The 26230-nt window shown below is 66.2% G+C and carries 24 protein-coding genes; 13 read left to right on the top strand and 11 right to left on the bottom strand.

Annotation, left to right across the window (positions count from 1 at the left end):
• Window positions 1-290 precede the first annotated feature (290 nt).
• Window positions 291-1589: a lytic murein transglycosylase gene (locus tag ACR9YP_RS36655; protein ID WP_474218328.1), complete on the bottom strand. Its 1299-nt coding sequence runs from the start codon at window positions 1587-1589 to the stop codon at window positions 291-293.
• Between the two features lie 229 nt (window positions 1590-1818).
• Here ACR9YP_RS36655 and htpX point away from each other — a divergent pair, with 229 nt between their 5' ends.
• Both htpX and ACR9YP_RS36645 read left to right on the top strand, forming a co-directional pair.
• A complete protein-coding gene (htpX, locus tag ACR9YP_RS36650; RefSeq protein WP_474218327.1) occupies window positions 1819-2775 on the top strand; it encodes a zinc metalloprotease HtpX in 957 nt (318 codons plus the stop codon).
• Window positions 2776-2912: 137 nt separating this feature from the next.
• Window positions 2913-3554, top strand: coding sequence for a tetratricopeptide repeat protein (locus tag ACR9YP_RS36645; RefSeq protein WP_474218326.1), 642 nt, complete (start codon window positions 2913-2915; stop codon window positions 3552-3554).
• 68 nt (window positions 3555-3622) lie between these two features.
• On the opposite strand, the gene ACR9YP_RS36640 is transcribed toward ACR9YP_RS36645, so the two are convergent.
• Window positions 3623-3976 (bottom strand): hypothetical protein, encoded by a 354-nt coding sequence (locus tag ACR9YP_RS36640; RefSeq protein WP_128955373.1) that lies wholly within the window; start codon window positions 3974-3976, stop codon window positions 3623-3625.
• 162 nt (window positions 3977-4138) lie between these two features.
• Entirely contained in the window at window positions 4139-4945 is an 807-nt protein-coding gene (locus tag ACR9YP_RS36635) for a hypothetical protein (protein WP_474218325.1), read from the bottom strand.
• A 226-nt stretch (window positions 4946-5171) separates the two neighbouring features.
• Here ACR9YP_RS36635 and ACR9YP_RS36630 point away from each other — a divergent pair, with 226 nt between their 5' ends.
• On the top strand, window positions 5172-5465 hold the full coding sequence (locus ACR9YP_RS36630) for an antibiotic biosynthesis monooxygenase (protein WP_014497428.1): 294 nt from the start codon (window positions 5172-5174) through the stop codon (window positions 5463-5465).
• Between the two features lie 136 nt (window positions 5466-5601).
• Here the strand turns inward: ACR9YP_RS36630 and ACR9YP_RS36625 are convergent, their stop codons facing one another.
• Window positions 5602-7047 (bottom strand): helix-turn-helix domain-containing protein, encoded by a 1446-nt coding sequence (locus ACR9YP_RS36625; protein ID WP_370990684.1) that lies wholly within the window; start codon window positions 7045-7047, stop codon window positions 5602-5604.
• Window positions 7048-7280: 233 nt separating this feature from the next.
• Between ACR9YP_RS36625 and ACR9YP_RS36620 the strand changes: the two genes are divergently transcribed.
• From ACR9YP_RS36620 to ACR9YP_RS36610, 3 genes are all read left to right on the top strand, one after another.
• A complete protein-coding gene (locus ACR9YP_RS36620; RefSeq protein ID WP_474218324.1) occupies window positions 7281-8912 on the top strand; it encodes an isocitrate lyase in 1632 nt (543 codons plus the stop codon).
• Between the two features lie 30 nt (window positions 8913-8942).
• Complete coding sequence (locus ACR9YP_RS36615) at window positions 8943-9152, top strand: DUF4170 domain-containing protein (RefSeq protein ID WP_128935631.1); 210 nt, start codon at window positions 8943-8945, stop codon at window positions 9150-9152.
• A gap of 182 nt (window positions 9153-9334) precedes the next feature.
• The gene (locus tag ACR9YP_RS36610) at window positions 9335-9889 is read left to right on the top strand and encodes a hypothetical protein (RefSeq protein WP_474218323.1); all 555 of its coding nucleotides are present in this window, start codon (window positions 9335-9337) and stop codon (window positions 9887-9889) included.
• A gap of 105 nt (window positions 9890-9994) precedes the next feature.
• Here ACR9YP_RS36610 and ACR9YP_RS36605 read toward each other — a convergent pair whose 3' ends face one another.
• Window positions 9995-10879: a metallophosphoesterase family protein gene (locus ACR9YP_RS36605; protein ID WP_474218321.1), complete on the bottom strand. Its 885-nt coding sequence runs from the start codon at window positions 10877-10879 to the stop codon at window positions 9995-9997.
• Window positions 10880-10973: 94 nt separating this feature from the next.
• Here ACR9YP_RS36605 and ACR9YP_RS36600 point away from each other — a divergent pair, with 94 nt between their 5' ends.
• Both ACR9YP_RS36600 and ACR9YP_RS36595 read left to right on the top strand, forming a co-directional pair.
• The gene (locus ACR9YP_RS36600; RefSeq protein WP_438111459.1) at window positions 10974-11465 is read left to right on the top strand and encodes an NUDIX domain-containing protein; all 492 of its coding nucleotides are present in this window, start codon (window positions 10974-10976) and stop codon (window positions 11463-11465) included.
• Between the two features lie 142 nt (window positions 11466-11607).
• Window positions 11608-12123 carry a GNAT family N-acetyltransferase gene (locus ACR9YP_RS36595; protein ID WP_128935627.1) on the top strand — a complete coding sequence of 172 codons (516 nt, stop codon included), beginning with the start codon at window positions 11608-11610 and terminating at the stop codon, window positions 12121-12123.
• 159 nt (window positions 12124-12282) lie between these two features.
• On the opposite strand, the gene ACR9YP_RS36590 is transcribed toward ACR9YP_RS36595, so the two are convergent.
• From ACR9YP_RS36590 to ACR9YP_RS36565, 6 genes are all read right to left on the bottom strand, one after another.
• Window positions 12283-14664 carry a TonB-dependent receptor gene (locus ACR9YP_RS36590; RefSeq protein WP_474218319.1) on the bottom strand — a complete coding sequence of 794 codons (2382 nt, stop codon included), beginning with the start codon at window positions 14662-14664 and terminating at the stop codon, window positions 12283-12285.
• Between the two features lie 143 nt (window positions 14665-14807).
• Entirely contained in the window at window positions 14808-15212 is a 405-nt protein-coding gene (locus ACR9YP_RS36585) for a DUF2946 family protein (RefSeq protein WP_474218318.1), read from the bottom strand.
• Window positions 15213-15541: 329 nt separating this feature from the next.
• A complete protein-coding gene (locus ACR9YP_RS36580; protein WP_474218317.1) occupies window positions 15542-17605 on the bottom strand; it encodes a hypothetical protein in 2064 nt (687 codons plus the stop codon).
• 7 nt (window positions 17606-17612) lie between these two features.
• Window positions 17613-20426 carry a DUF4159 domain-containing protein gene (locus ACR9YP_RS36575; RefSeq protein ID WP_474218316.1) on the bottom strand — a complete coding sequence of 938 codons (2814 nt, stop codon included), beginning with the start codon at window positions 20424-20426 and terminating at the stop codon, window positions 17613-17615.
• Window positions 20423-21367, bottom strand: a complete 945-nt coding sequence (locus tag ACR9YP_RS36570; RefSeq protein ID WP_474218315.1) for a DUF58 domain-containing protein — start codon at window positions 21365-21367, stop codon at window positions 20423-20425. The genes ACR9YP_RS36575 and ACR9YP_RS36570 overlap by 4 nt, the downstream gene beginning before the upstream one ends.
• Complete coding sequence (locus tag ACR9YP_RS36565; RefSeq protein ID WP_128935621.1) at window positions 21367-22365, bottom strand: AAA family ATPase; 999 nt, start codon at window positions 22363-22365, stop codon at window positions 21367-21369. Before ACR9YP_RS36565 ends, ACR9YP_RS36570 begins: the two co-directional genes overlap by 1 nt.
• A 286-nt stretch (window positions 22366-22651) precedes the next feature.
• On the opposite strand from ACR9YP_RS36565, the gene ACR9YP_RS36560 reads away from it, so the two are divergent.
• The 5 genes from ACR9YP_RS36560 to ACR9YP_RS36540 are packed head-to-tail and all read left to right on the top strand — an operon-like array spanning window position 22652 to window position 26222.
• Window positions 22652-23263: a DUF1285 domain-containing protein gene (locus ACR9YP_RS36560; RefSeq protein ID WP_128935620.1), complete on the top strand. Its 612-nt coding sequence runs from the start codon at window positions 22652-22654 to the stop codon at window positions 23261-23263.
• Window positions 23260-23931 (top strand): CoA pyrophosphatase, encoded by a 672-nt coding sequence (locus ACR9YP_RS36555; RefSeq protein WP_091894319.1) that lies wholly within the window; start codon window positions 23260-23262, stop codon window positions 23929-23931. Before ACR9YP_RS36560 ends, ACR9YP_RS36555 begins: the two co-directional genes overlap by 4 nt.
• Window positions 23928-24191, top strand: coding sequence for a DUF6111 family protein (locus ACR9YP_RS36550; RefSeq protein WP_128935618.1), 264 nt, complete (start codon window positions 23928-23930; stop codon window positions 24189-24191). Before ACR9YP_RS36555 ends, ACR9YP_RS36550 begins: the two co-directional genes overlap by 4 nt.
• A gap of 10 nt (window positions 24192-24201) precedes the next feature.
• Window positions 24202-25458, top strand: a complete 1257-nt coding sequence (locus ACR9YP_RS36545; RefSeq protein WP_438111469.1) for a CCA tRNA nucleotidyltransferase — start codon at window positions 24202-24204, stop codon at window positions 25456-25458.
• Window positions 25455-26222 (top strand): sulfite exporter TauE/SafE family protein, encoded by a 768-nt coding sequence (locus ACR9YP_RS36540; protein WP_438111471.1) that lies wholly within the window; start codon window positions 25455-25457, stop codon window positions 26220-26222. The genes ACR9YP_RS36545 and ACR9YP_RS36540 overlap by 4 nt, the downstream gene beginning before the upstream one ends.
• Window positions 26223-26230 lie beyond the last annotated feature (8 nt).

Below are 26230 nucleotides of genomic sequence, written 5' to 3'. Positions count from 1 at the left end.
GCCACTCACATGGGAGCATCATGGAAAAATACAATCGCGGAAGCGGCTTGTGCAATGCGAAAATTCTATCGCGCTGTCATCGCCCGGCTTGCCGTCTTCGCTGAACCTTCGCCGGCCCAATACCGAATGCCCGGCGAAGCCTTTGGCGGAGCCGGGACCGGGCGATCCAGTACGCCGAGACGGCTGTGGCTGAACCGATGGGCCGCGGCGTACTGGATGCCCCGCCGGAGCCTGTCATCGGGCTCGCCGAAGGCGAGACCCGGTGGCGGGGCATGACAGCGGATGGACCGCTATCGCAACACGCTCGCCGGCTGCGCCTGCGCCGTGCCGCCGCGCATGCGTGCCAAGAGCTCCGCGGTCGGCCAGGAATCGGCCGGCAGGCCGTACTTGATCTGCATCGCCTTCACCGCGGCACGGCTCTGCTGGCCCAGCACGCCGTCGACCTTGCCGACATTGAAGCCGGCACGCACCAGTAATTGCTGCAATTCCTTGAGCTCGTTGAACGGCAGCTGCGCCACCGGCGTCGTTGGCTTGCGCATTGGCGCGGCACCGGCAATGCGCGAGGCGAGATAGCCCGCGGTGGTCGAATAGATCAGCGAGTTATTCCACTCGGTGTAGGCCGCGAAATTCGCATAGGCCATGAAGGCTGGTCCAAAGCGTCCCATCGGCAGCAGCACGGACCCCGCGAGATTGTCATTCGGCAGCGGCCGTCCGTCGGGATAGGTCACGCCGAGCTGGGCCCATGTCGAGCGTGGCTCTCGCACCGTGAGATCGGTCTTATCCCACGGCAGGTTTTGCGGCACCTTGATCTCTTCCAACCACGGCTCGCCGCGCCGCCACTTCAATCCATTGGCGATGTAATTCGCGGTCGAGCCGATCACGTCGGGACCCGAGCGCAGCAGGTCGCGCCGTCCGTCGCCGTCATAGTCGACCGCGTAGTTGACATAATGCACGGGCAGGAATTGCGTCTGCCCGAGCTCGCCGGCCCAGGAGCCGATCATCTCCTCGGGATGCAGATCGCCGCGGTCGATGATCTTCAGCGCGGCGATGGTCTCGTTCACGAACATCTCGGAGCGGCGACAATCATAGGCGAGCGACACCAGCGATTTCAGCGTCGGCAGATTGCCCATGTTGGCGCCGAAGTCGCTCTCGAGCCCCCAGAAGGCGGCGATCACGGCGGGCGGCACGCCATATTCCTTTTCGGCGCGCGCGAATGCGGCAGCGTATTGCTTGATGTGCTGCTGCCCGTTCTGCATGCGATAGGGCGCGGCCATGCGGCCGGCAAATTCGGTGAAGAGCTGACCGAACACGCGCTGGCCGCGGTCGCGGTTGACGATGCCCTGGTCGTAGACGAGATACGGCGAGGCCTCCGCGATCGTGCGCTGCGACACGCCGGCGGCCACCGCCTGTTGCTTCACGTCGGCCAGGAAGCGATCGAAGCTCGCGCCATTGTGGCACGATGCCGCGCGCGGCGAGGAAGCGGGTTTCGGAGCTGCGGGCTTGACGGGCGTTGGCGCGAACTGGGCGGAGGCAGCAAAGGAGCACGCGACGAGAGCAATGGTCGCGATCGCACATCGGGTCAGGAGCATGAGGTTTCCGGAGGGGAGGAGGAATCTGCCGCAGTCTAAAGGAATGAAAGCGGCCGAGCCATTCCCTTCGTCATTCCGGGCCCATTGGGTGACCCCGAATGACCTCTTCCTACAATAGCCGCGGCCCCGCGACGCACCTTGAAACCTTGCACCCGGGCCGGGGTCATCCCTACCTCAGGCTTGCCGGCCTGCAATGCCTCCAGCGGCGCGGCCGCGCCAGGAGACGGCCATGAACTATCTTCGTACCGCAATGCTGCTCGCAGGCCTCACTGCCCTGTTCATGGGCGTGGGCTATCTGATCGGCGGTGCCTCGGGCGCCATAATCGCGCTTGTCATTGCCGCCGCGACCAATCTCTTCACCTACTGGAACTCCGATCGCATGGTGCTCTCGATGTACGGCGCCCATGAGGTCGACCGTGCCAGCGCGCCCGAGCTGGTCGGTCTCGTCGCCGAGCTTGCCGGCCGCGCCGGCTTGCCGATGCCGCGCGTGTTCCTGATGGACGAGCCGCAGCCCAACGCGTTCGCGACCGGACGCAACCCCGAGAACGCCGCGGTTGCCGTCACCACCGGCCTGATGAACCAGCTCAGCCGCGAGGAGCTCGCCGGCGTGATCGCGCATGAGCTCGCGCATATCAAGCATCACGACACGCTTCTTATGACTGTTACCGCGACCATCGCCGGCGCGATCTCCATGCTGGCGCAGTTCGGCATGTTCTTCGGCGGCAATCGCGACAACAACAATGGTCTGGGCATCGTCGGCTCGATCCTGATGATGATCCTCGCCCCGCTCGCCGCCATGCTGGTGCAGATGGCGATCAGCCGCACGCGCGAATATGCCGCCGACAATCTCGGCGCGCGCATTGCGGGACAACCGATGTGGCTGGCGTCCGCGCTGGTGAAGATCGAGGGCGCCGCGCATCAGGTGCCGAACTTGGAAGCGGAGCGAAATCCCGCAACCGCGCACATGTTCATCATCAATCCGCTGTCGGGCTACGGCGTCGACAATCTGTTCGCCACCCATCCCTCGACCCAGAACCGCATCGCCGCGCTTCAACAGCTCGCGGCCGAGCTCGGCGCGCAGGCACCGTCGGTCGGCGCCAACGAGAACTATCCGCCGCGAAGCCCGTGGGGCCGCTCCTCTTCGCGAGGTCCTTCACGCGGTCCTTCACGTGGTCCTTGGGGCTGACGCGGAACCGGCTGGAATTTGCGCCAGGCTTTGTGACCTGGCGCACACAAATTCCCCGGCGCCGGTGTTAACACCCCGGCGAGACCATTTCTTCGAAAGGGGATGCGTGGCCGGACCTCAGCCGGCCAGCGTCGAAGATGACCAGAGCTGCCGTACCATTGCTGATCGTCCTTTGCGTGCTCATTGGGCTGTCCACGCACATGGTCGTCAATTGCGGCGACGAGGACGATCCCGACATCTGCTCGGCCGTGATCGGCTTCTCGCCGCTGCGCGGCTCGCTGATCGCCTTCGCCTATGAGGGCCGCGGGCGGATTGCACTGCGCCACGGCGACTTCAGGCGGGCGATCGCCGATTTCGACGAGGCCATACACCTCAATCCCAACCGCGCCTCGCTCTATCGCGACCGGGCGCTGGCGCGCCGGCAGAACGGCGATCTGGAGCTTGCGATTGCGGATTATGACGAGGCGATCGCGCATGATCCCAAGCTCGCCGCGCCCTATCACCAGCGCGGTCTCGCGCTCGCCGCCAAGGGCGATCTCGACCGCGCCATCCTGAGCTACAGCACCGCGGTCCGCCTCGATCCCTCGGACGCGCAGGCCCGCCTCGACCGGGGCTTCGCATTCCTCGCCCATGGCCAGACCGACGATGCACGTGCCGATTTCGAAGCCACGCTGGCACTGCCGCCCGGCAAGGACGGCCGCACCCGCGAGGCGGCCCGCGCCAAGCTCACCGAGCTTTCGAATGTCGAGCCGACCCGGCTCGCCGCGCCGAGAAGGTGATAGGAGTTCTCTCCCTCTCCCCGCAAGCGGACCGCAAGCGGGGCGAGGTGAAGTGCGAGCTCCGCGCCTTACTTCGCCTTCTTGGCTTTTGCCTTCTTCGCCTTCGCGGCCTTCTTCTCAGGCTTCTCCTTCGCCTTCTTCTCCACCTTGGCCGCAACCGGCGTGCTGGCGGCGAGGCGCATGGCGCGGGCGTAGCTGTCGGCGACGTTGTCGGCGGACATCTGCAGGCGCTTGGCGGCGGCGGTGGCCTGCTCCAGGGTGGCCTTGGCCATCATCTTGAAGCGGTCGCTGGTCTCCTTGCCCTTGGCCTTGGCCGCAAGGCCGTTGAAGCGATCCCGCCGCTCCTTGGCGCGGGTCATCAGGCCCGTATGCAGCTGTCTGGCCAGTTGCCGGATCACGACATCCAGGTCGGCGTCCGCCATGTTGTTCTATCCCCTTCGAAAACGGTATCGATGCGGGCGGGACTATGCAGATCGGGCCCTGCCTTGGCAATTGCCGCCGAGGCGTCATCCGCAGCTTCCGGCTGACAAAACAAAAAAGCCGCGCATTTCGCGCGGCTCTGATGTGGAAGCGCGACGTCTGCCTCACTTCAGCGAGGCGACCGGACCGCTCGAGGCTGCCGGGTCGGGATCGAAGCCGAACACGCCGACCAGGTATTTGTAATAGTCCGGCATCTTCTCCTTGAGCGTCTCGCGCGACTTCGGATCGTGGAATTCGCTCTTTCCGGAGAGGAAGATGCTCGCGGTCACGGCAAAGAACTCCATGGGATTCTTCAGCGCATAGGATTCCTTGGGCAGCAGGTCCTTGGACTTGGCCAGGGCATAGTAGGCGATCACGCCCTTGTTGGCATAGCCGTCCGGCAACAGCCGCGCGTGATAGGCGTGCAGAAGCTCGTGCAGCAGCACGGCCTCCTTCTCGTAACGCATCATGTCGGGCCGCAGCATGATCACGCCGAGGCCCGAATCGACCGCGAGGTCGATGGCATTGGGATTGGTCCAGCGCTGCTTGCTGGGGTCCCAGACCGTCAGCGTCCGGGGAGCGCTGCGCTGGATGTCCGGCGTGACCCGGCCGTAGCACGCGGTCGCGGCACCTTCGTCGAGGCAGGCCAGCTCGCTCGCGACGATCGGAACGGTGTGGAAGAAGCGCAGCACGCGCGGCGACAGGCCGACGCCTTCGACGACGTCAATCTGACTCTTCAGATTGTCGGTGAGCTTGTCGACATCTTTGCGGTCGCGATTCTCGGACAAGTCGAACATGTAGCCGCGGTAGCTCTGGAAGCCCGGCGGCAGCGGCTGCGCTGCGTCAGTGGACGCATCGAGCGATCCGGCAATGGATGGATTGGCGAAGAGCGCGCCGACGATGGTTGCGGTCAGCAGCAACGCAATGCGCATGATGAACCCCCTGATCTCACTTCGCCGGCAGGATAGGCCACCGTTGTTTGCGAAAAGTGAGTGGGGCAAGACTAAGGCACCGATGTTGAGGCGTGCTTAATCCTTGGTTGCAGATCGCGGCGGCCGATTAGTGCGGGGTTAACCAAGCGTGGATTGGCGGCGCGCTTCGGCGTAACATCCGCTCCGGGCACCAGGCCCTCACATCAGTAGCCGGAAGGAGGATGCCATGTATGCCGCCATCCGTCAGGCCAAGGCGAAAAGCGGGAGTGCGGAAGAGCTGGCGCGCCGCATCAAGGACGGCGCCGTTCCGATCATCAGCGACGTCGACGGTTTCCGCGCCTATTACGTCGTCTATGCCGGCGACGACACGGTAACCGCGATCTCGATCTTCGATAAGTTCGAGCAGGCGGAGGAGGCGAACCGGCGCGCGATCGCCTGGATCGAGAAGGATCTGGGGCCGCTGCTGGCGGGCCATGCGAGTGCTGCGGCCGGGCCGGTGATCGTGCACACGCTGGCGTAGGCCCTTCGTCATTGCGAGGAGCCCGCGACAAAATTGCGAAGCAATTTTGCGCTGGCGACGAAGCAATCCAGGCTGTCACCGCGGAGACAGTCTGGATTGCTTCGCTTCGCTCGCAATGACGTGGAAGCAGCCGCGCTCACAACTCCCTGGCATTCGAGAATGCGAAACTCGACACCCGCCGTGTGGTCTCGTCCAGGATCAGCGTGCGCGTGATCGGCGGCTCGGCGCGCTGGGCGCAGTTTTCGCGCTCGCAGAGACGGCAGTTGACGCCGATCGGCGTGCCCTCGGTCTTCTCCAGGTCGATGCCCGCGGCGTAGGTCAGGCGCGCGGCGTGACGGATCTCGCAGCCGAGGCCGATGGCGAAGCGCGGTTGCGGCAGCGGATGTGGCGCGACCGGGCGGCGCACCATCTGCGCGATGGAAAAATAGCGCGTGCCGTCGGGAAGCTCGATCACCTGCTTGAGCAGGCGGTCCGGTGTATCGAAGGTCGAGTGCACGTTCCACAAGGGGCAGGTGCCGCCGAATTTCGAAAACGGGAACGTGCCTGACGAGAAGCGCTTCGAGACGTTGCCGGCATTGTCGACACGGAGCAGGAAGAACGGAATGCCGCGCGCGTTCGGCCGCTGCAATGTCGTGAGGCGATGGCAGACCTGCTCGAAGCCGGAATTGAAGCGCTGCGCCAGCACGTGGATGTCGTAGTTCAGCGCCTCGGCCGCGGCCAGGAATGCCGGATAGGGCATCATGACAGCGGCTGCAAAGTAATTGCCGAGCGTGATGCGGAACAGCCGCCGCGGCGCGTCGTCGAGCGGCCCGGATCGACCGATGATGGTCTCCAGATGCTGCGCGCATTCACCGAGGCCGAGCTGGAAGGCGAGCTGGAACGCGCGGCCGGGCGGGTCGACCAGCTCGGAAATCAGGAGCTGGCGACGGTGGCGGTCGAACCGCCGCAGCGTCTCGCGCATCACGTCGACGGGCATGATGCGGGTCTGGATCGAATGTTTTTCACGCAGCCGCGCAGCGAGCGCTGCATAGAGCCCTTCGGCCGGCACGTTCAGTTCATCGCGCAAATTCTCGGCGGCTTGCTCCAGTTCCGGGAAATAGTTGCGATTGGCCTCGATCAGCTCGCGCACGCGCTCGACCGGATTGGCCTCATAACGCGTGCCGACGTCGCGATCGGCCATTTGCGCGGCCGCCAGCGTCTCGCCCTGGCGCGCCTCGGTATAGGCGGCATAGAGCCGTTGCAGTGCATGGGTCACGCCCGGGCAGAGCTCGGCGAGGTCGCGCAGCTCCTGCTTGGGAACATCTATCTGGCGGAACAAGGGATCGGAGAAGATCTCGTTGAGCTCGGCGAAGAAGCGGTCCTCGTCGGCGGTGGCGAGGTCGCGCAGGTCGAGGTCATAGGTCTCGGCCAGCCGCAGCAGGATCTGCGCCGTCACGGGGCGCTGGTTGCGCTCGATCAGGTTGACATAGCTCGGCGAGATCCCGAGCCCTTCGGCGATCTGGGTCTGCGACAGCCCCAATTGCTGCCGGATCCGCCGGAAGCGCGGACCGACGAAGAGTTTCTTGCCGGAATCGGCGGCCATTTCTCAGGTCTCCTCTCAGGTGCGCATTAAGGACAGTGTCGCTGACCTATAATTTACAAGATTTACAAAATAACATCTACTACATGTTCCGATGTTACATGACATCACCAATAAGAAACAAGGCATCTGTACGAAGTTTCCGTTTTCGCGTTTAGCTCCTGAGACGCATTTCGCAATGCACTGTCAAAAATGTCGATGGCAAAACGGCCGTCGTCAGCGAAAAGGATCAGGCCATGAATTATCAACCCCGCGGCATCAGCCCCCTTCTGCGCCCGGCTTCGTATCAGAGCGAGGTCGAGGCGGCTCAGACGCTTCTTAAGACCCAGCCGACCTGGAACGGGGTGACGGCCGAGGCGGTCGCACGCATGCGCCTGCAGAACCGCTTCAAGACCGGCCTCGACGTCGCCCGCTACACCGCGGCGCTGATGCGCGCCGACATGGCCGCCTATGACGGCGACCCCACCAAGTACACCCAGTCGCTGGGCTGCTGGCACGGCTTCATCGCCCAGCAGAAGCTGATCTCGGTCAAGAAGCATTTTGGCAAGACCGATCGCACCTACCTGTATCTCTCGGGCTGGATGATCGCCGCGCTGCGCTCCGAATTCGGCCCGCTGCCCGACCAGTCGATGCACGAGAAGACCTCGGTGCCCGCGCTGATCGAGGAGCTCTACACCTTCCTGCGTCAGGCCGACTCGCGCGAGCTCAACGACATCTTCCGCGCGCTCGACAAGGCGCGCAAGGAAGGCGACAAGACCAGGGAGAAGGAGCTGATCGGGAAGATCGACAACTTCCAGACCCATGTCGTGCCCGTCATCGCCGACATCGATGCCGGCTTCGGCAATGCGGAGGCGACCTATCTGCTCGCCAAGAAGATGATCGAGGCGGGCGCCTGCGCGCTCCAGATCGAGAACCAGGTCTCAGATGAGAAGCAGTGCGGCCACCAGGACGGCAAGGTCACCGTGCCGCATGAAGTCTTCCTCGCGAAGATCCGGGCCTGCCGCCACGCCTTCCTCGAGCTCGGCGTCGAAGACGGCGTCGTCGTGACCCGCACCGACTCGCTCGGCGCCGGCCTGACGCAGCAGATCGCCGTCAGCCACAAGCCCGGCGACATCGGCGACCAGTACAACAGCTTCCTGGATTGCGAGGAAGTGACGGCGGAGAACGCCCGCAATGGCGACGTGATCATCAACCGCAACGGCAAGATGATGCGTCCGAAGCGGCTGCCTTCCAACCTCTACCAGTTCCGCCCCGGCACCGGCGAAGACCGCTGCGTGCTGGACTGCATCACCTCGCTCCAGAACGGCGCCGACCTGCTCTGGATCGAGACCGAGAAGCCGCATATCGAGCAGATCGCCAAGATGGTCGACCGCATCCGCAAGGTCGTTCCGAATGCGAAGCTGGCCTACAACAACTCGCCGTCGTTCAACTGGACCCTCAACTTCCGTTGGCAGGTCTACGACGCGATGAAGGAAGCCGGCAAGGACGTCAGCCAGTACAACCGTGCCGAGCTGATGAAGGCGGAGTATGACGACACGCCGCTGGCGAAGGAAGCCGACGAGCGCATCCGCACCTTCCAGGCGGATTCGGCCAAGCGTGCCGGCATCTTCCACCACCTGATCACGTTGCCGACCTATCACACGGCGGCGCTGTCGACCGACAATCTCGCACGCGAGTATTTCGGCGAGCAGGGCATGCTCGGCTACGTCAAGAATGTCCAGCGCGCCGAGATCCGTCAGGGCATCGCCTGCGTGAAGCATCAGAACATGGCCGGCTCCGACATCGGCGACGACCACAAGGAGTACTTCGCCGGCGAGGCTGCCCTGAAGGCGGGCGGCGCCCACAACACCATGAACCAGTTCGGCTAACGCATCACGCTATTGGACAGGAGACTGACAATGACCACAGGCAGCAATTTCTGGGTGATCGGCGGCGAGTTCGGTTCGATGAACTTCCACAAGCTCGTGGAAGGCTCGGCCCAGGTCAAAGGTCCGTTCAAGACCCGCAAGGAAGCCGAGGACTGCTGGCGCGAGGTGTCGGAGGAGAGCCGCCACAAGGCCGGCGTCCGCTTCTCCATCGTGGAAGAGCCGTCGCGGGTCCCGGCCTGACGCACTGAACTAAGAAGACGTCCAAGGACGGATGGTCCCATCCAGGCCCTGCCTGGGTGGGATCGTCTGTTTTGGCACAGGTGAAACGTCTGTGGGTGCCGTAAGTATCTGGAATTGTGGGCCCTTTGCGGGCGCTGTGGTTGCTGATAGGTTAACCATGGTGTTTGAGGACGAGGCCGACAATGTCAGAGCCCGAAACCAGCGGAATCCATCCCAGCCAGCCGCGCCCGGTGCGGCTGCGCGATGCGCTGTTGCGCGCCCGGATCGAGGCCGCCGACCGGACCGGCGTGGTCGTCGATCTCAGGGACGCCGAGGTGGCCCGGCTCGAAATCCTCAACGATGCGCTCGATCCCCTGTTCGCGCAGGTGCCAGATAAGATCGACCTGTTCGACCGCGGCATCAGCCAGGGCGATACGCCCAGGCTCTGGATCGACGTCGTCGCCCATATCATGATGGGGCGTGACAAGCGGATGTACCGCTTCGTCCAGGACACCCGCTTCGGCCGCATCGTGCTCGCCGAATCGCACGACACCGCTGTTATCGTCGAGGCCGTCACCGACTATGTGGCGCGCCGCATGATCGAGCGCGAGCATGCGATGGTGGTCCCGCCCGAACCGCAAGCACCGGCCACCGAGCCGCCGCGCCGCTCGCGCCTGTGGCCGTTCGTGTTTGGCTTCATCCTCGGCGCCGCCGCCTTGTTCGGCGTCGCCGTGCTGGCGGCGCTGCGGAGCTGGTGAGGCTCTCTCCATCGTCATTGCGAGGAGCCCTTGCGACGAAGCAATCCAGGAATCTTTCCGCGGCGGGACTCTGGATTGCTTCGCTGCGCTCGCAATGACGGTGAACTAGATCAACCGCGCATGCTTGATCTGCTCGATCTGGAATCCAGCCCCCAGGCTCCGCACCGTATGCTCGCAGCGCCAGCCGGCATTGTCCTTCTCGATCGTGAACAGATTATACGCCGCCGCCGGGTAGCGTCCGTGCGCGAGCGCGGAGGCGGATGGCACGCCGAGCGCGGGAATGTTGCCGTTCGGGCCTTCGAACCACATCGTCGAATGAATGTGGTCGTGGCCGTGCAGGATCAGCTCGACGCCGTGGCGCTTCAACAGGGCCAGCAGCTCGGCCGCGTCCGTCATCCGCTTCTGGCGCGCGACGGATTTCAGCGGATGATGCACCAGCAGCACGCGGAAGACGTCTTCCGCGGCGAGCCGGTCGAGAACCTGTTCGAGCGACGCGAGCTGATCGCGCCCGAGCGTGCCCGTCGCCATCAGCGGCAGGGTCGGCACCGCCGTCGACAGGCTGATCAGCGCCAGCGGTCCGCGCCGGCGGACGGCTGGGAAAGCCACGGTATCGGGCGTGTCCGCGGCGATGTAGTGCAGGAACGTCTCGCCGAAGCGATGACTCGTTGCGCTGACATAGGCGTCGTGATTGCCGGGAATCGCGGTGACGCGGTCGGGCGTGCCGACGCTTTCGAGCCAGGCCAGGGCCGGCGCGAATTCGGCTTCCAGCGCCAGGTTGACGAGATCGCCCGTCACCGCGATGTGGTCGGGCGCCTGCGCCTTCATGTCGGCAACCAGCGCGTCAAGCACCTCGCGGCGCTGGTATTTGTGCCGGTTGCGCGTCCAGTTGACGTAGCCGAGCGCGCGCTTGCCCGCGAGCTCGATCAGCCGCGGCTTCGGCAGTGGCGGCAGATGCGGATCGGACAGATGGGCGAGCGTAAAGGGGGCCATGGCGCGCGATTGCCTCGCTATTGCTCCGCTGTAATGGCAAGGTCGCAGCCGGCGCGCAAGCAGGGCCTCAAAAGGGGGCGTCAAGGAAAACCTGATGGGAGAACGTCTGAACACCATTCGACGAAAATTCGAGCCGCTGCTGCGGCGCATCTTCCATGTCTATTTCCTGCTGGTCCGCGGCATGACGCTCGGCGTCCGCGCCGTGGTGCTGGATGCGGAGAACCGGGTGTTCCTGGTCAGGCACAGCTACGTCAGCGGCTGGTATCTGCCCGGCGGCGGCGTCGATTTCGGCGAGACCATGGCGCACGCGCTACGGCGCGAGCTCAAGGAGGAGGGCGACATCGATCTGATCGGAGACGCCGTGCTGCACGGCATCTTCCTCAACAGCCACGTCTCCCGCCGCGACCATGTCGCGGTCTACGTGGTCAGGCAGTTCAGCCAGGACCGCCTGCCCGCGCCCAACCACGAGATCGTCGAATGCGGGTTCTTCGCGATCACAGCGCTGCCCGAGGGGACCACGCCCGGCACACGGCTGCGGATCGCGGAAGTGCTGGGCGGCACGCCCCTGATTGCGACGTGGCGCTGAGGCGGCCCGTGCATGAGGATTGTCGATCAACGGATGCAAGCCGGCGAGTCAGAACACCTCTCCCGTCGGCGCTGAAAAGGAACTGAGCATCCTTGCTGCCCGATGGACCGCGCTGCGTTCAGGTGCTATCCCGCCAACTGACATGACCGATCTCTCACTCACCATCCTTCCCGAGGCCGCCGGCGACGCCCAGGCGATCGAACGGCTGCATGAGCGCACCTTTGGTCCCGGCCGCTTCGTGCTCAGCGCCTACCGGATTCGCGAGCACGTCGACCATCTGCTCGAACTGTCCTTCACCGCGCGCATCGGCACGCTGCTGGTTGGCTCGGTCAGGCAATTGCCGATCCTGATCGGCGACACGCCAGCGCTGCTGCTGGGGCCGCTCACCGTCGAGCCGCCGTTCCGCGACCGCGGCATCGGCCGTCTGTTGATGGAGCGCGCGCTGAAGGATGCCAAGGAAAAAGGCCACGCCATCGTGCTCCTGGTCGGCGACGAGCCCTATTACAGCCGGGTCGGCTTCAAGCCGGTCCCCAAGGGCCGCGTCACCATGCCGGGCCCGGTCGACGCCGCCCGTATCCTGGTGTTCGAGCTCGTCGACGGCGCTTTCGAGGGCGTGTCGGGGGCGGTCGGTCCCGACTGGAGCAAGGCGCGGGGGTAGGGGCTACGCGCGGTGTTGCCTCGTGCACCGTCATTGCGAGCGCAGCGAAGCAATCCAGAATCTTTCCGCAGAGGCAGTCTGGATTGCTTCGCTGCGCTCGCAATGACGATGTGGAGGCGGTGTGCCAGTCGGGGCCCGTAGGCCCCGACTGACGCGAGATCAGAACTTGAAGTTCGCGAATGCCCTGACACCGATGCCGGGCATCAACACCTCGTCCTTGGTGTAGGACACCGAGTTGCGGATGTTCTCGTTGAGCAGATTGTTGCCGACGATGCCGGCTATCATCTCGCGTGCGCCGAACCAATTGCGGTCGAGCTTGGTCTTGTAGCTGACCTCGGCCTTCAGCAGATTGTAGCCCGCCGTCGGCGTCTCCGCGATCACCGCGACGTTGTTCTGCGCGAAGGCATGCAGCAGGTTGACGCGCATCAGCCAGTTGTCGTCGCGCCAGAACACGCCGCCGCCCATTCTGAGCGGCGGAATCCGCGGCACGTTGGTGCCGTCGCTGAAGGTGGCGCGGACGAAATCGAGCTGGTTCTCGATGCCCCAGATGCCGCCCTGGAACGCGCCGACGTCGAGCTGCGACTGGAATTCGCCGCCGCGGAAATTCGCATTGCGTTGCGAGTAGACCGCCTGGTTCAGCTCGGCGCCCGGCGTGCCGCAAGACGCAAAGTCGTCGTCGCAGGACACGCCGGTGAGACGGCGGAAGATGAAATTGTCGAAATGCGTGTAGTAGACCGTCGCCTCGAAGCGGAACGGCCCCGTCGCCTTGCGCACGCCGAGCTCGACCGATTTCGCGGTCTCGATGGTGAGGTTCGGATTGCCGATGTCGAAGGTCGCGGTCGCGTCGTGGCCGCCGCGGGAAAACAGCTCGGCCGCCTTCGGTGCGCGTTCGACATATTGTGCGGTGATGCTGCCGACCATGCCGCCCGGCAGGTCCTGCAACAGACCGATGCTGCCGCTCTTCGGCGTGAAGGACGGATTGCGCGAGATCGCCGTCTGCGGCGTGCCGTCGGGCAGGTAATCGGCGGGGAAGTCCGGCGTCGTGCCGTGCAGCTCGACATGTTCGATGCGGCCGGCGATCTGCGCCCGCGTCGCCTCCGTGAACTTGAACTCGTTGAAGGCGTAACCGGCAACGCGCGTGCTGTTGTTGGGGTCCCACAGGCCGTTGAACAGCGTGCCGGGATTGTCGGGGCTCGGCGCGCTCAATTCCTGATGCCCGACCTGGAAGCCCAGCGCCGTCGTCACCTCGGCGAAGCGGGCGTTGAACGGCATCAGCTGCACCTCGGTGCGGATCTCCTGCTCCTTGTTGGTGAAGGTCTGCCTGATGCCGTCGCTGCTCAGGTCAGCGGGATCGGCAAGACCGATCTCGTTGTGTCGGTAGTCGGTCGCGCCGGCCCAGAAGCGGACAGCGTCGATCGCGGCCGCGTCGGGATGGTATTCGCCCTTGACGTTGATCTTGGTCTGGTGGCCGTCGATCCGCGTGTTGTGGTCGGCGCCGTCGATGCCGGGGATGTGGTAGAGCGAGTCGTTCTGCGTGATCGACGCGCCGATATAGCCGCCCTGGAAGAAGTAGGAGCCGCCGATCGAGGCGCCGTCGGAGCGCGTCGCCGTGTTGGGCTGGCGACCGTTCACGGGGCGCGACTGATCGGTCAGATAGGGATAGCTCGGGATGTAATAGTCGGAGGTCGTGCGGCCATAGGCGTCGGCATGGAACGCAAAATTGCCGCCGCCGGTATCGAGCAGCACGCCGCTTTCGACACCGCGATCGACCGAGCTGAAGGCAGTGCGCGTCTCGGCGGTGACGCAAGGCGAGGTCGCGGCGCTCGCGAGCGGGGCCTTGGTCGGCAGGCCGTAGGTCTGGAATGACGGCGCACAGGACGGCAGTGCATCCGGAATCCGGTTGTTGGTGGCGCTGACGACGCCGCCGATCGAGGTCGAGCCGTAGCGCAGCGCCGCCGGCCCGCGCACCACTTCGACCTGGTTGGTGGCGAGCGGATCGATCGGGACGAAATGATCCTCACCGAGATCGGACGCGCCGCCGGAATTGGTGCCGTTCTCGACGATGCCGACGCGGTTGACGTCGAGGCCGCGGATGATCGGCCGGCTGGAGGCGCCGGGCGCGAAGCTCGAGCCGGTGATGCCGGGCTTGGAGAACAGGAGATCGCCGAGCTGACCGCCGCCCTCGCGGCGGATCTCCTCGTTCGGCACCACCGTGACGGTCGCGAACTGGTTGGTCACAACAGGCAGCACGCCCTGCTGAGGCGCGGCGGGCGCGGGGGCTGCGGGCGGGGCTTCCGCCGTTTGGTGGCGGCTGCGCACCCGCGCGGTCCGCGTGCCGCGACCTGCGCTGCGGGACGGTACCACCGCTCGGCGCACGATCGGGCTCGGCGCCGTCACGGTCACGGCCGGGATCTCGGTCGACGATTTGTCTTGCGCAGGCTGTTGTGCCGGCTCTTGGGCGAAGGCGGGCGTGGCGGCGACGCCGAGCAGGAGCAAGCTTGCTCCGCCAAGGCGCTGCGCGCGTCGCAATTGAAATGACATGGTCCTGATTCCAGTCAGGCCGTCCGCGTGATGGTCCGTTGATCGGAGGCGGCCTGCCGTCGCGGCGCGACGGAATTCGACTTCAACTTCTCCCGGGCATTCGCCGCCATGCGGCGAGGCTGGGCGTGATCAAGCGTTGGAGGTCAGGAGGCGGGAGGGGCACGGGGCTGGAACGCCGTGCCGGCCGATTTCAGATGGATGAATTCGGCATCGGTGGTGCGGTGGAGCAGTTCGATCGCCTGCGGCAGCAGCAGCACGGGCGGCGTTGCCGATAAAACGGTGCCCGCCATCGCAATGATGGCGCAGATGGCGCAATTGTCCTCGCCCGAATGCTCGCGGTCAGGACGGGCGGGCCATTGCTTCTGGACCGCGGCGCGATCGATCGCAGCAACGCCCTTGGCGCTGTCCGCCTGCTGCAGCGAGGATTGGGCGAGGGGCGCGGCCTGCGCGAACCAGTGGCTGTGGCCGAACGTCAGCGCGAACTGCACCAGCATCGCGAACAGCGCGAGCCGGGCGGCGTGCCTCACATTTGACCGAACCCATTTCATCCGAAAGTGCCCCACACCGCGCGGCCAATCCCCTGGCATCGCGGCGTTACAATGTAACATCGCCCGATCGGTCAGGGGATGTCAACGGCAGGCGGACCGGCGCGCGCAGGCCGCCGACCCGATGTGTCGTTCCGGCAACTAGAGTGGATTGAGATTAGGCCTGATGCAGCAACGAAGAAGGTGCGCTCCCTCTCCCGCTTGCGGGAGAGGGCTGGGGAGAGGGGGTCTCCGAAAGGCGAGAACCCCTGTTTGGAGAGAACCCTCACCCGGCGCTTCGCGCCGACCTCTCCCGCAAGCGGGAGAGGTTGAACGAGCCCGCGACCAAGAGATCAGCGCCCTTCGCGGACCCAGGTCGCGGCGAAGGCACCGAGCAGCAGCAACAGGCCGATCAGGCCGGCGAAGATCGGCAGCACGCCGACGCCCTTCACGACGCTGGCGTCGCGCATCCGCACGCCCATCCAGCCGTCGCCATGGAAGACACTGGTGGAGCGCACTGGCAGAATGCGTGGCAGCTCGACGCTGTTGCCGTCGACGACGCGCACGGCATTGCCGCCGGTTGCCTGCGTCAGCGGCCTCAATGTCTCGGTGGTGGAGGTGACTTCCGAAAACTCCTTCGGATTGGTCGGGCCGACATTGATCAGCGCCTTCAGCGTGCCGTCTGTCGCCTGCCACAGGCCGAGCTCGTTCGCCGGCAGGCTGGCGCGCCACTCGCCGGGATCGCCGGGGCTGAGCGTCAGGTCGTGCGACACGCCCGACGGCGAGGTCACGTTCACCGGCTGGACGCTGTCCGACATGGTCTGGCGCACCACCACGAGATCCTTGCCCTGCACCTGGAGGCGCAGCGCTTCTTCATCGAGATCCGGCTGCTTCATCAGCCAGTGCGACATCCGCCTGAGCAGGTCGAGATGCGGGCCGCCGCCCTCATAGCCGCGCGCCCATAGCCAGATGTGATCGGACAGCAGCAGCGCAACGCGGCCCTCGCCGAAGCGCGACAGGAACAACAACGGCTTGCCGTCGACGCCGGTCATGACCGGCGGGTTGACCGCATTGCGGGTGTCGACGGTGCGGAAGAACCGGCTCCAGTGCGGCGGCTCGGATCCCGAGCCCTCCAGCCCGCGCGTGACGGGATGGCGTTTGCCGATGTCGGACAGATGTGCATAGAACGGCTTTTCCGTCACGCCGACGGGTTCGGCCGGCAACACCGAATCCAGCGGCGTGCGCCAGATGCTGGTGTTGGAGGCGTAGTCGGGGCCGGCCGAGACCAGCACCGCGCCGCCGGAGCGCACATAACGCGCGATGTTGTCGAAATAGGCGATCGGCAGCACGCCCTGGCGGGCGTAGCGGTCGAAGATGATCAGCTGGAATTCGTTGATTTTCTGCTGGAACAGCTCGCGGGTCGGAAACGCGATCAGCGACAATTCGTTGATCGGCGTGCCGTCCTGCTTCTCCGGCGGACGCAGAATGGTGAAATGCACGAGGTCGACGCTGGCGTCGGATTTGAGCAGATTGCGCCAGGTGCGCTCGCCGGAATGCGGCTCGCCCGAGACCAAGAGCACGCGCAGCTTGTCGCGCACGCCGTCGATGGCGACGACCGCGCGGTTGTTCACCGGCGTCAATTCGCGTTCGAGCGGCGAAGCCTCGATCTCGACGATGTTCGGGCCGGCATGCTTGATGTCGACGTCGACGCTTGCGGCCTGGCCGCTCGATAGCGTGCGCTCGTTGATGACCTCGCCGTCGCGGCGGACCGTGACCTTGGCGCGCTCGCCGGAGACGCCTTGGTCGTCGAGGCGGTAGCTGATGGTCTGGGTCTGCCCGACGATGCCGAAGCGCGGCGCTGCCGTGATCGCGATGCGGCGGTCGCGCTCGTCCTTCTGCCCGGTGACCAGCGCTTGCACCGGCGCCTGGAAGCCGAGCGCGGCGGCGTTCGCCGGAATGTCGTGGACGCGGCCGTCGGTGATCAGGAACGCGCCGGCGACGCGGTCGACCGGCACGTCCGACAAGGCCGAGGCGAGGGCGCCGAACAGTTTCGTGCCGTCGGTCTCGCCGTCGGCCTGTCCGGCATCGACGACGCGGACTTCGAGGCCCTTGATCTTCTTCAGGCCGTCGACCAGCGCTTCCTGCGCTTGCGCGGCCTCGCGATTGCGGTTGCCAAAGTTCTGGCTCGGGCTCTTGTCGACGACGACGGCGGCGACCGAGGTGAGGGGATCGCGGTCCTCGCGGGTGAAGGAGGGATTGGCGAGCGCCAGCAGGAACAGCGCCAGCGCGGCGACGCGCACGGCCGCGCCGCGTGCGCGCGCCAGCAGCAGCACCAGCGCGACGATGACGATCGCCGCCAGCGCAAGCCAGAGGACGATCGCGGGAACAAGCGGCGTGAACGCGATGCCGTAATTCATATCTATCCTATTGCCCGAGCCGTTCGATCAGGGCGGGTGCGTGCACCTGGTCGGCCTTGTAGTTGCCGGTCAGGGTGTACATCACGATGTTGGCGCCGGCGCGGTAGGCGAATTCGCGCTGGCGGGTATCGCCGCCGGTCACCGGCAGCATGGCCTGGCCGTCGGGCCGCACCGCCCAGGCGCCGGCGAGGTCGTTCGAGGTGATGATGATCGGCGAGACGCCGTCGCCGCCGCGCGCCGGCCGCTGCGCGCTGTCCTCGTCCTCGTCGCGCGGCAGGGTCTCGACCCAGGTCTGGCCGGTGACGAAGCGGCCGGGGAAGTCGCGCAGCAGGTAGAAGGTCTTGGTCAGCACGTGCTCGCGCGGCACCGGCTCGAGCTCGGGCACGTCGAGCGAGGACAGGATCTCGCGCAGCGTCTGCATGGCCGGCGTTTGCGCCGCGCCGTTCGCGCCGGGCGGTGCTTCGATCGCATCGCGGGTGTCGAACAGCACGGTGCCGCCCTGCTTCATGTAGGCGTCGATCTTGTTGATGGCATCCTGCGGCGGCTTGGGCGCCCCGGGCACGATTGGCCAGTAGATCAGCGGGAAGAAGGCGAGCTCGTCGCGCGCGGGATTGACGCCGACGGGGTCGCCGGCCTCGAGCGCGGTGCGCTGCGCCAGGAACAGCGTCAGCCCGTTCATCCCCGCCCTGACGATGGAATCGACGTCGGCATTGCCGGTCACGACATAAGCGAGGCGGGTCTGCGACACCGCCTTCATCGCGAACTCGTCGGCGGCGCCGTCGGCGCGCGCTGGCGTCGGCGAGAACGCCGCGACGCCCGCGAGCACCAGCGCGAAGACGATCATCGCTGGCGCAGCGCGGCGGCGCAGCAGCGCGGCGATCCCGCCGCCGAGCAGCGCGACGATGATGGCGTCGATCAGGAACAATGCCAGCGCCGTCGACAACAGCCAGCCGCGCAAATCGCGCGGCTCGGCGTTGGTGTAGGTGGCGTGCCGGGCGCGCAGGCTCGCGGTGTTCAGGGCTGCGATGCGGTCGGCGGCGGCAAGCGTGTTCACAGCGAGCGGTCCTTCGGCCGGACCATAGAAGCCCGGCGGATGATCGGGTGTGGCGCGGTCGCGATAATCCGCGGGCAGCGGTTTTGCGGTGGCCGGCGGCGGGCCGAAGGCGCCGAAGCCGTCGAGGATGTGCAGCGGCGCCACCGTCTCGGCGGTCGTCTCGGCCGCGACCCCGGCGCCGGGCTTGGCGGTGTAGCCGGACATGTCGACCACCCGCCGCAGCATTTCGACGAAAGTGCCTGACATCGGCAGATCCGACCAGCGCATGTCGGCGCTGACGTGGAACAGGCTGACCAGGCCCTTGCCGCGATGCTCGCCGGTCACCAGCGGCGTGCCGTCTTCCAGCGAGGCCCAGCTCTTGGTGGCGAGCACCGCGTCGGGCTCGGCCAGCACCTGGCGGCTCACGGTGACGTCCTTGGGGGCCACGACGCCGGCAAACGGACCGTCGGCGGCGAAGGAGGCGAGATGCTGCGGCTTCTCCCAGGTCAGGCTGCCGCCGAGCGTGCGGCCGCCCTTGCGCAGCTTGACCGGCACGAGATCGTCTTCGGCCTGCGCCAGCCGGGGCCCTGCGAACCGCACCAGCACGCCGCCCTGGTCGATCCAGGCATTGAGGCGCTCGCGCAGCTCAGGCGCGATGGTGCCGACATCGGCGAGGATGATCATCGGCAGCTTCTGGTCGAGGAACTGGGTGATGCCCTGCTGCGGCGAGCCCTTGTCGGCGAGCCGCACGTCGGCGAACGGCGCCAGCGCGCGGGTGAGATAGAAGGTCGGCGCCAACAGCGGCTGCGCGGTTTCGCTGGTCGAGCCCGAGACGATGCCGATGGCGCGGCGGCGCCAGCGCTTGTCCAGCAGCTGCACCGCGCCGGCGGAGCGCTCGCCCGAGATCTCGAGCCGCGTGATGTCGTTACGCAGCTCGACCGGCAGATCGAACGCCGCGTCGGTCTCCTTGTCCTGCGGGCCGAACGAATAGCGGGCTTCGCCGATCGGCGAGGCCTTCTGGTCCAGCGCGCGCACGGTGCCGACGGCGATGCCGCTGTCGGTGCGCAGCACCTTCACCGTCATCCTGGCGGCGGCGTTCTCGGCCGCAACCAGCGCTAGCGGCGCCGAGGTGCCGCCTTCAAACACGGTCAGGCTGCGATCGCCGATGGTCTTGCCGAGGCCAGCTACGAATTCCTCGCCGCGGCCGGTGTCGACGCCGTCGGAGAGCCAGGCGATCTCGCAGTCGCCGGTCGCTTTGAGGAAACGATCGATCGCGGCCAGGGTCTCGACGCGGTCGATCGAATAGGGCTTTGGCGCGAGCTGGCGCAGCGCGACGCGCGCCGCACCCGCCGGCATCAGGGTGATGTCGCGGTTCGGCTCGGACAGCGGCACCAGCGCGATGGCGCGGCGGTCATTGTCGGCGTTGGCGATCAGCTCGTCGGCGGCCCTGATCCTGACGTCCCAATGCGACGCCGCGCTCCAGCCGTCGTCGAACATGATCATCAGCGGCGCCTTGCTGCCGGCAAGACCCGTCTGCGGATTCCAGATCGGGCCGGCGGCGGCGAAGATCACCAGCGCGGCCGCGAGCAGGCGCAATGCGGTCAGCCACCATGGCGTCCGCGAGGGTGTCTCTTCGCGCGGCGCGATGTCGAACAACAGCCGCGTCGGCGGAAACTCGATCCGGCGCGGCCGCGGCGGCATCACCCGCAGCAGCCACCACAGCACGGGCAGGCTGACGAGGCCGATCAGGAGCAGCGGTTCGGTGAAGGCGAGCGGCAATCCCGTCATGCGGCCGGCCCCGCCTTGATCGTCGTGGTGCGCGTGCCCGACTTGCTCACCTGCAGGCCGGCATGCAGGAACAACAGCAGTTCGGCGGCCGAGCGGTCGGTCGCGTGCGTGGTGAACAGCCAGTCGAGCTTGTTGGTTTCGGCGCGGATCTGGTCGCGGTGCAGCGTGAGCCGCGTCGTGTAATCCTGCACCCAGCTCTCGGCCCGGCCGGCGGTGATCACGCCGAACCCTTCCGGCTCGACGAACTCGATGCGGCCGGAGTACGGAAACGACTCTTCGGCGGGATCGACGATCTGCACCATGGTGCCATGTGCGCCGGAGCCGGAGAGCCCTGCGAGCGTGGCCCTGATCTCGGAGATTGGCGACCAGAAATCCGACAGCACGATGGTCTCGGCGAGCGCCGAGGGCACGAAGGACGGCGGCAGGCTGAGGCGTTCGGCGTCGTCATGCAGCATCGCCTGCGCCATCTTGTCGATCACGCTGCGGCTCGCGGTCGGCGCCATCAGCCCGGGAATGCCGACGCGTTCGCCGCCGGACACCAGCAGCTCGGCCAGCGCGAAGGCGACGATCAGTGTGCGTTCGAGCTTGGATTCGCGCGCGGTCTTGGAGGCGAAGGCCATCGAGGGCGACCGGTCGGGCCAGATCCAGACCGTGTGCGCGGCTTCCCACTCCTGCTCGCGGACGTAAAGATGGTCGTCACGCGCCGAACGCCGCCAGTCGACGTTCTGCGACGGCTCGCCCGAGACGAAGCGACGATACTGCCAGAAACTTTCGCCGGAGCCGGCGCGGCGCCTTCCGTGCAGGCCGTGGATGACGTTGGCGGCGATACGGCGGGCCTCGAGCACCAGGCGCGGCAGTGAAGCGGCGAGCGTGCGGCTTTCGCCATCGGCACGTCGGATCGCTATGATCTCCTTTGCTGTGTGCCCGTTCTCTGCCGCCATCAACCGATCCGTGTCTTCAATTGCCGGATCACGTCCGGAATCGTGCGTCCTTCGGCGCGCGCCTGGAACGTCAGCGCCATGCGGTGCTTCAGCACGGGCTCGGCGAGGTCGAGCACGTCGTCGACAGAGGGCGCGAGACGGCCGTCGATCAGCGCACGCGCGCGCACGGCCAGCATTAGCGATTGGCTGGCGCGCGGGCCGGGTCCCCACGCGATGAACTTGCCGGCTTCGCCGGCGTCGGGACCCGGACGGGCCGAGCGCACCAGCGACAGGATCGCCTCCACCACGGAGTCGCCGACCGGCAGGCGGCGGATCAGCCGCTGCGCGGCGATCAGCGCATCGGCGGTCATCGATCCCCTGGCCAGCGTCTCCTCGGCGCCGGTGGTCTCGAACAGGATGCGGCGCTCGGCGTCGCGATCGGGATAATCGACGTCGATCTCCATCAGGAAGCGGTCGAGCTGCGCCTCGGGCAGCGGATAGGTGCCTTCCTGCTCCAGCGGGTTTTGCGTGGCGAGCACATGGAACGGCTTCGGCAGGTCATGGCGTGCACCCGCAACCGTGATGTGCTGCTCCTGCATCGCCTGCAGCAGCGCCGACTGCGTGCGCGGGCTGGCGCGATTGATCTCGTCGGCCATCAGGAGCTGCGCGAACACCGGGCCTGCAATGAAGCGGAAGGCACGCCTGCCCGCGGTGCTCTCGTCTAGCACCTCGGCGCCGAGAATGTCTGACGGCATCAAATCGGGCGTGAACTGGATGCGCTTGGCATCTAAGCCGAGCGTGACGCCGAGCGTCTCGACCAGCTTGGTCTTGGCGAGGCCGGGGACGCCGATCAGCAGCGCATGACCGCCGGAGAGGATGGTGACGAGAGTGTTCTCGATCACGCGATCCTGGCCGAAGATGACGGATGCGATCGCTTCCTTCGCCGCGCGAATCTGGCCCGACACCTGCTCGGCCGAACGGACAATACCGTCCTCGAGTTTCTCGACACTTTCCGCCATTCGCTCGCTCCTTCAGCCTGCCACGCGGCTTGCCTGCGTCGTCACGTCAGCACTTCACCTCAGCACATCACGTCAGGCCATCCGTCGGATCATGGGCCCTATGCTAGACTTGCAGGAAGGCCATGTATTCGTTGAATTAACCTATCCCCACCTTATCGGCTTCGGGTTATGTACGGCATCACGAAGTGGCGACCTCGCACACCGGACTCATCCGGAGTGGAACCGCTCACCGAGGTACAACGTAGACCTGCACCAATCGTGCCAAATGACAAAGTCAGGGCAAACCATGGCGAACCAAGGGCAGAGTGCCGATCGCGGTCTCGAGGGGCTGACTGCCGCCGCCAAAAGCGCTGCCAATGCCGAAGGCGCCAAAAAGGGCCTGCCTCCGGTGCATCTGTGGAATCCGCCGTTTTGCGGGGATCTCGATATCCGAATCGCCTCCGATGGTACTTGGTTCTACATGGGGACGCCAATCGGACGTCACGCGCTGGTCCGCCTGTTCTCCACCATCCTCAAGCGCGAGGGCGACAAGCATTTCCTGGTCACGCCGGTGGAGAAGGTCGGCATTCGCGTCGACGACGCGCCGTTCATGGCGGTCGAGATGCTGAAGCACGGCGAGGGCAGCCACCGCGTGCTGAGCTTCCGCACCAATGTCGACGACTGGGTCACCTGCGATGCCGCGCACCGGCTGCGCTTCGAGCAGGCGAAGGACGGCGGGCTGACGCCCTATCTACATGTCCGCGCCGATCTCTGGGCCAAGGTCACCCGCGCGCTCTATTACGATCTGGTTGACATGGGCGAGGAGCGGATGGTCGATGGCCAGCCGATGTTCGGCGTCGAGTCGGCCGGCGAATTCTTCGCCATGGCCGACGCGGAGCAGGTGAGGGCCGCGCTTTGAACAAAACTATCCTGAAGAACGATCCGGTCGCGCTCAGCGCGGCGGATTTCTTCGCCCGCTCCAGGGCCAGGCTCGGCTTCGACGTCCCACCCGGCCTCTATGATCCGAACATCATTCCCGCCTCGGGCGATCCCGGCACCGACAAGATGCTGGAGATCATCGCGCGCGAGCAGCCGGTGCGACCGGCGGCGGTCCTGATCGCGGTGGTCGACCATCCCGAGCCGACCATCCTGCTGACGCAGCGCTCGGCGCATCTCAACGACCATGCCGGCCAGATCGCCTTTCCCGGCGGCAAGATCGACGCGACCGACTCCTCCCCGCTCGATGCGGCGCTGCGCGAGGCCGAGGAAGAGGTCGGGCTGTCGCGCGACTTCGTCGAGCCGATCGGCTATCTCGATCTCTACGGCACCGCCTTCGGCTTTCGCATCCTGCCGACGGTCGCGAGGGTCAGACCGGGCTTTGCGCTCACCATCAACCATTCCGAGGTTGATGACGCGTTCGAAGTGCCGCTATCCTTCCTGATGAACCCGGTGAACCACCAGGTGCACAGCAAGGAATTCCGCGGCATGGAGCGGTTCTACTACGCGATGCCGTTCGCGGAACGCTACATCTGGGGTGCGACGGCGGGTATGCTGCGTGTGCTTTATGAGCGGATCTATTCATCATGATCCGGCCGGTTCTGACCGAGATCGGAATCTTCCTCATCCCCTTTGCCGTCTATGCGCTGTTCCTGGCCGCCACCCGGACCGGCCTGTTCGCGCGATCTTCCTGGCCGGTTGCGATCGTCGCGCGCCTTGCGCTGGCGGCGATCGTGCTGGTGATCGCGGGGTTGATCGGCCTCGCGCATTTCTCCGGCGCGGCGCCGGATTCGACCTACGTTCCCGCTCATATCGAGAACGGCAAGCTCGTGCCGGGCGTGGAAAAATAGGGGCCGACGGATGATCGCGGAGCCTTTACTTGTCCATGCGCCCTGGCTGACCGCAGGCGGGACTGCGCGTGTCCTGGAACTGCTCAGCACTGACGGCGAGGAGGCGCGGGTGGTCGGCGGCGCGGTACGCAACGCGCTGCTCGGTCTTAAGCCCGGTGACATCGACATCGCGACCACCGCGTTGCCGGACGAAGTGATGCGGCGCGCCAAGGCCGCCGGCATCAAGAGCGTGCCGACCGGCATCGATCATGGCACCGTCACGCTCGTCATCGATGGGCATCCCTATGAAGTGACGACGCTGCGCGAGGATACCGAAACCTTCGGCCGCAAGGCCAAGGTCGCATTCGGCCGCGACTGGGTGAAGGACGCCGAGCGGCGCGATTTCACCATGAACGGCCTGTCGGTCGATGCTGATGGCGTCGTGCACGACTATGTCGGCGGGATCGCGGACGCCAGAGCGCGTCGCGTGCGCTTCATCGGCGATCCCGGCCAGCGCATCGCCGAGGATTTTCTGCGCATCCTGCGCTTCTTCCGCATCCACGCCGCCTTCGGCGCCGGCGAGCCAGACCGCGACGGCTATCTCGCCTGCATCCGGGGACGCGCGGGCCTGGCTAACCTCTCCGCCGAGCGGGTGCGCATGGAGATGCTCAAGCTGCTGGTCGCCGGCGGTGCATCCGCGGCCGCGCTGGCGATGGCCGAGGGCGGATTGCTGCAGGCGCTGACCGGGGGCGTCGTCTATACAGGTCCGCTGTCGGCGATGATCGCGATCGAGCGCGAGCTCAGCCTGCCGGCGAATGCCACGCGGCGCCTGGCCGCGCTGACGGTTGCCGTGACCGAGGATGCCAAGCGCGTCGCCACGCGCCTGCGGCTCTCCAATACCGAGACCAAGGCGCTGGATTCGATGGGGCATCGCTGGTGGCGCTTGGTCACCAAGGATGAGGCCGATGCACGCCGGCTGCTCTATCGGCTCGGCGCGGAGCGCTATCACGATCGCGTGTTGCTGGCCTGGGCGCGGGCCGGCGGCGACGTCGGATCGTCGCGATGGCGTGCGCTCGCCGAGCTGCCGCAGCGCTGGACTGCGCCGAAATTTCCGCTGAAGGCCGCCGATTTCATCGCGCGCGGCATGGCGGAAGGACCTTCGCTCGGACACGTGTTGACGCTCGCCGAGGACGCTTGGCTTGCGGCGGATTTTCCACTAGAGCAAGCGGCGCTCGCTTCCATCGCCGATCAAGCTGCGGCACGCGTCAGCCGCGATGAGAAAACGTGACCATCGTTTCAGGCTTCGCCGACATCTCGATTCTGCAGCTCCTGCTGGTCGCGTTGATGGCGTTGTTGGCTTCGATCATCGGTGGTCTCGCCGGCTACGGCACCGGCGCCTTGATGCCGCTGGTGCTGGTGCCGCTGGTCGGCGCCGAGCCCGTGGTGCCGATCATCGCGATCTCCGCCATCTTCACCAATTGCAGCCGCGCCATCGCCTATCTGCGCCATGCCGACCGCCGCCGCGCGCTGATCGTGCTTCTCTGTGCGGCGCTGACGACGGCGCTCGGCGCCTATGGCTATACGCGGCTGACCAATGCGGGCGCGGCGCTCGTGATCGGCTCCATGCTGATCCTGAGCGTGCCGCTGCGCCGCGTGCTGCGCCGCCGCGAGGTCAGGATCGGCGACACCGGCCTTGCCGCCGGTTCGATCGGTTATGGCGTGCTGGTCGGCGGCACCTCGGGCTCCGGCGTGATCCTGCTGTCGCTGCTGATGGCCGCCGGCCTCGAAGGCGCAGCCGTGATCGCAACCGATGCGATGATCTCGCTCGGCACCGGCCTGATCAAAATCTCGGTGTTCGGCCTTGCCGGTGCTGTGACCGCGCAGGTGCTCGCCTTCGCGCTGCTGATCGGCGCGATTGCGATCCCCGGTGCGTTCCTCGCAAAAGCCTTCGTCGAGCGGATGCCGGTGCACATCCACACCGCGATCTTGGACGTCGCGGTGATCACCGGCGGGCTGGTGATGATCTCGGCGGTGGCGAGGCAGCTGACCTGATACACGGT

The sequence above is a fragment of the Bradyrhizobium sp. BR14999 genome, from assembly GCF_056106085.1.
This window is presented reverse-complemented; position numbering and strand designations above follow the sequence as displayed.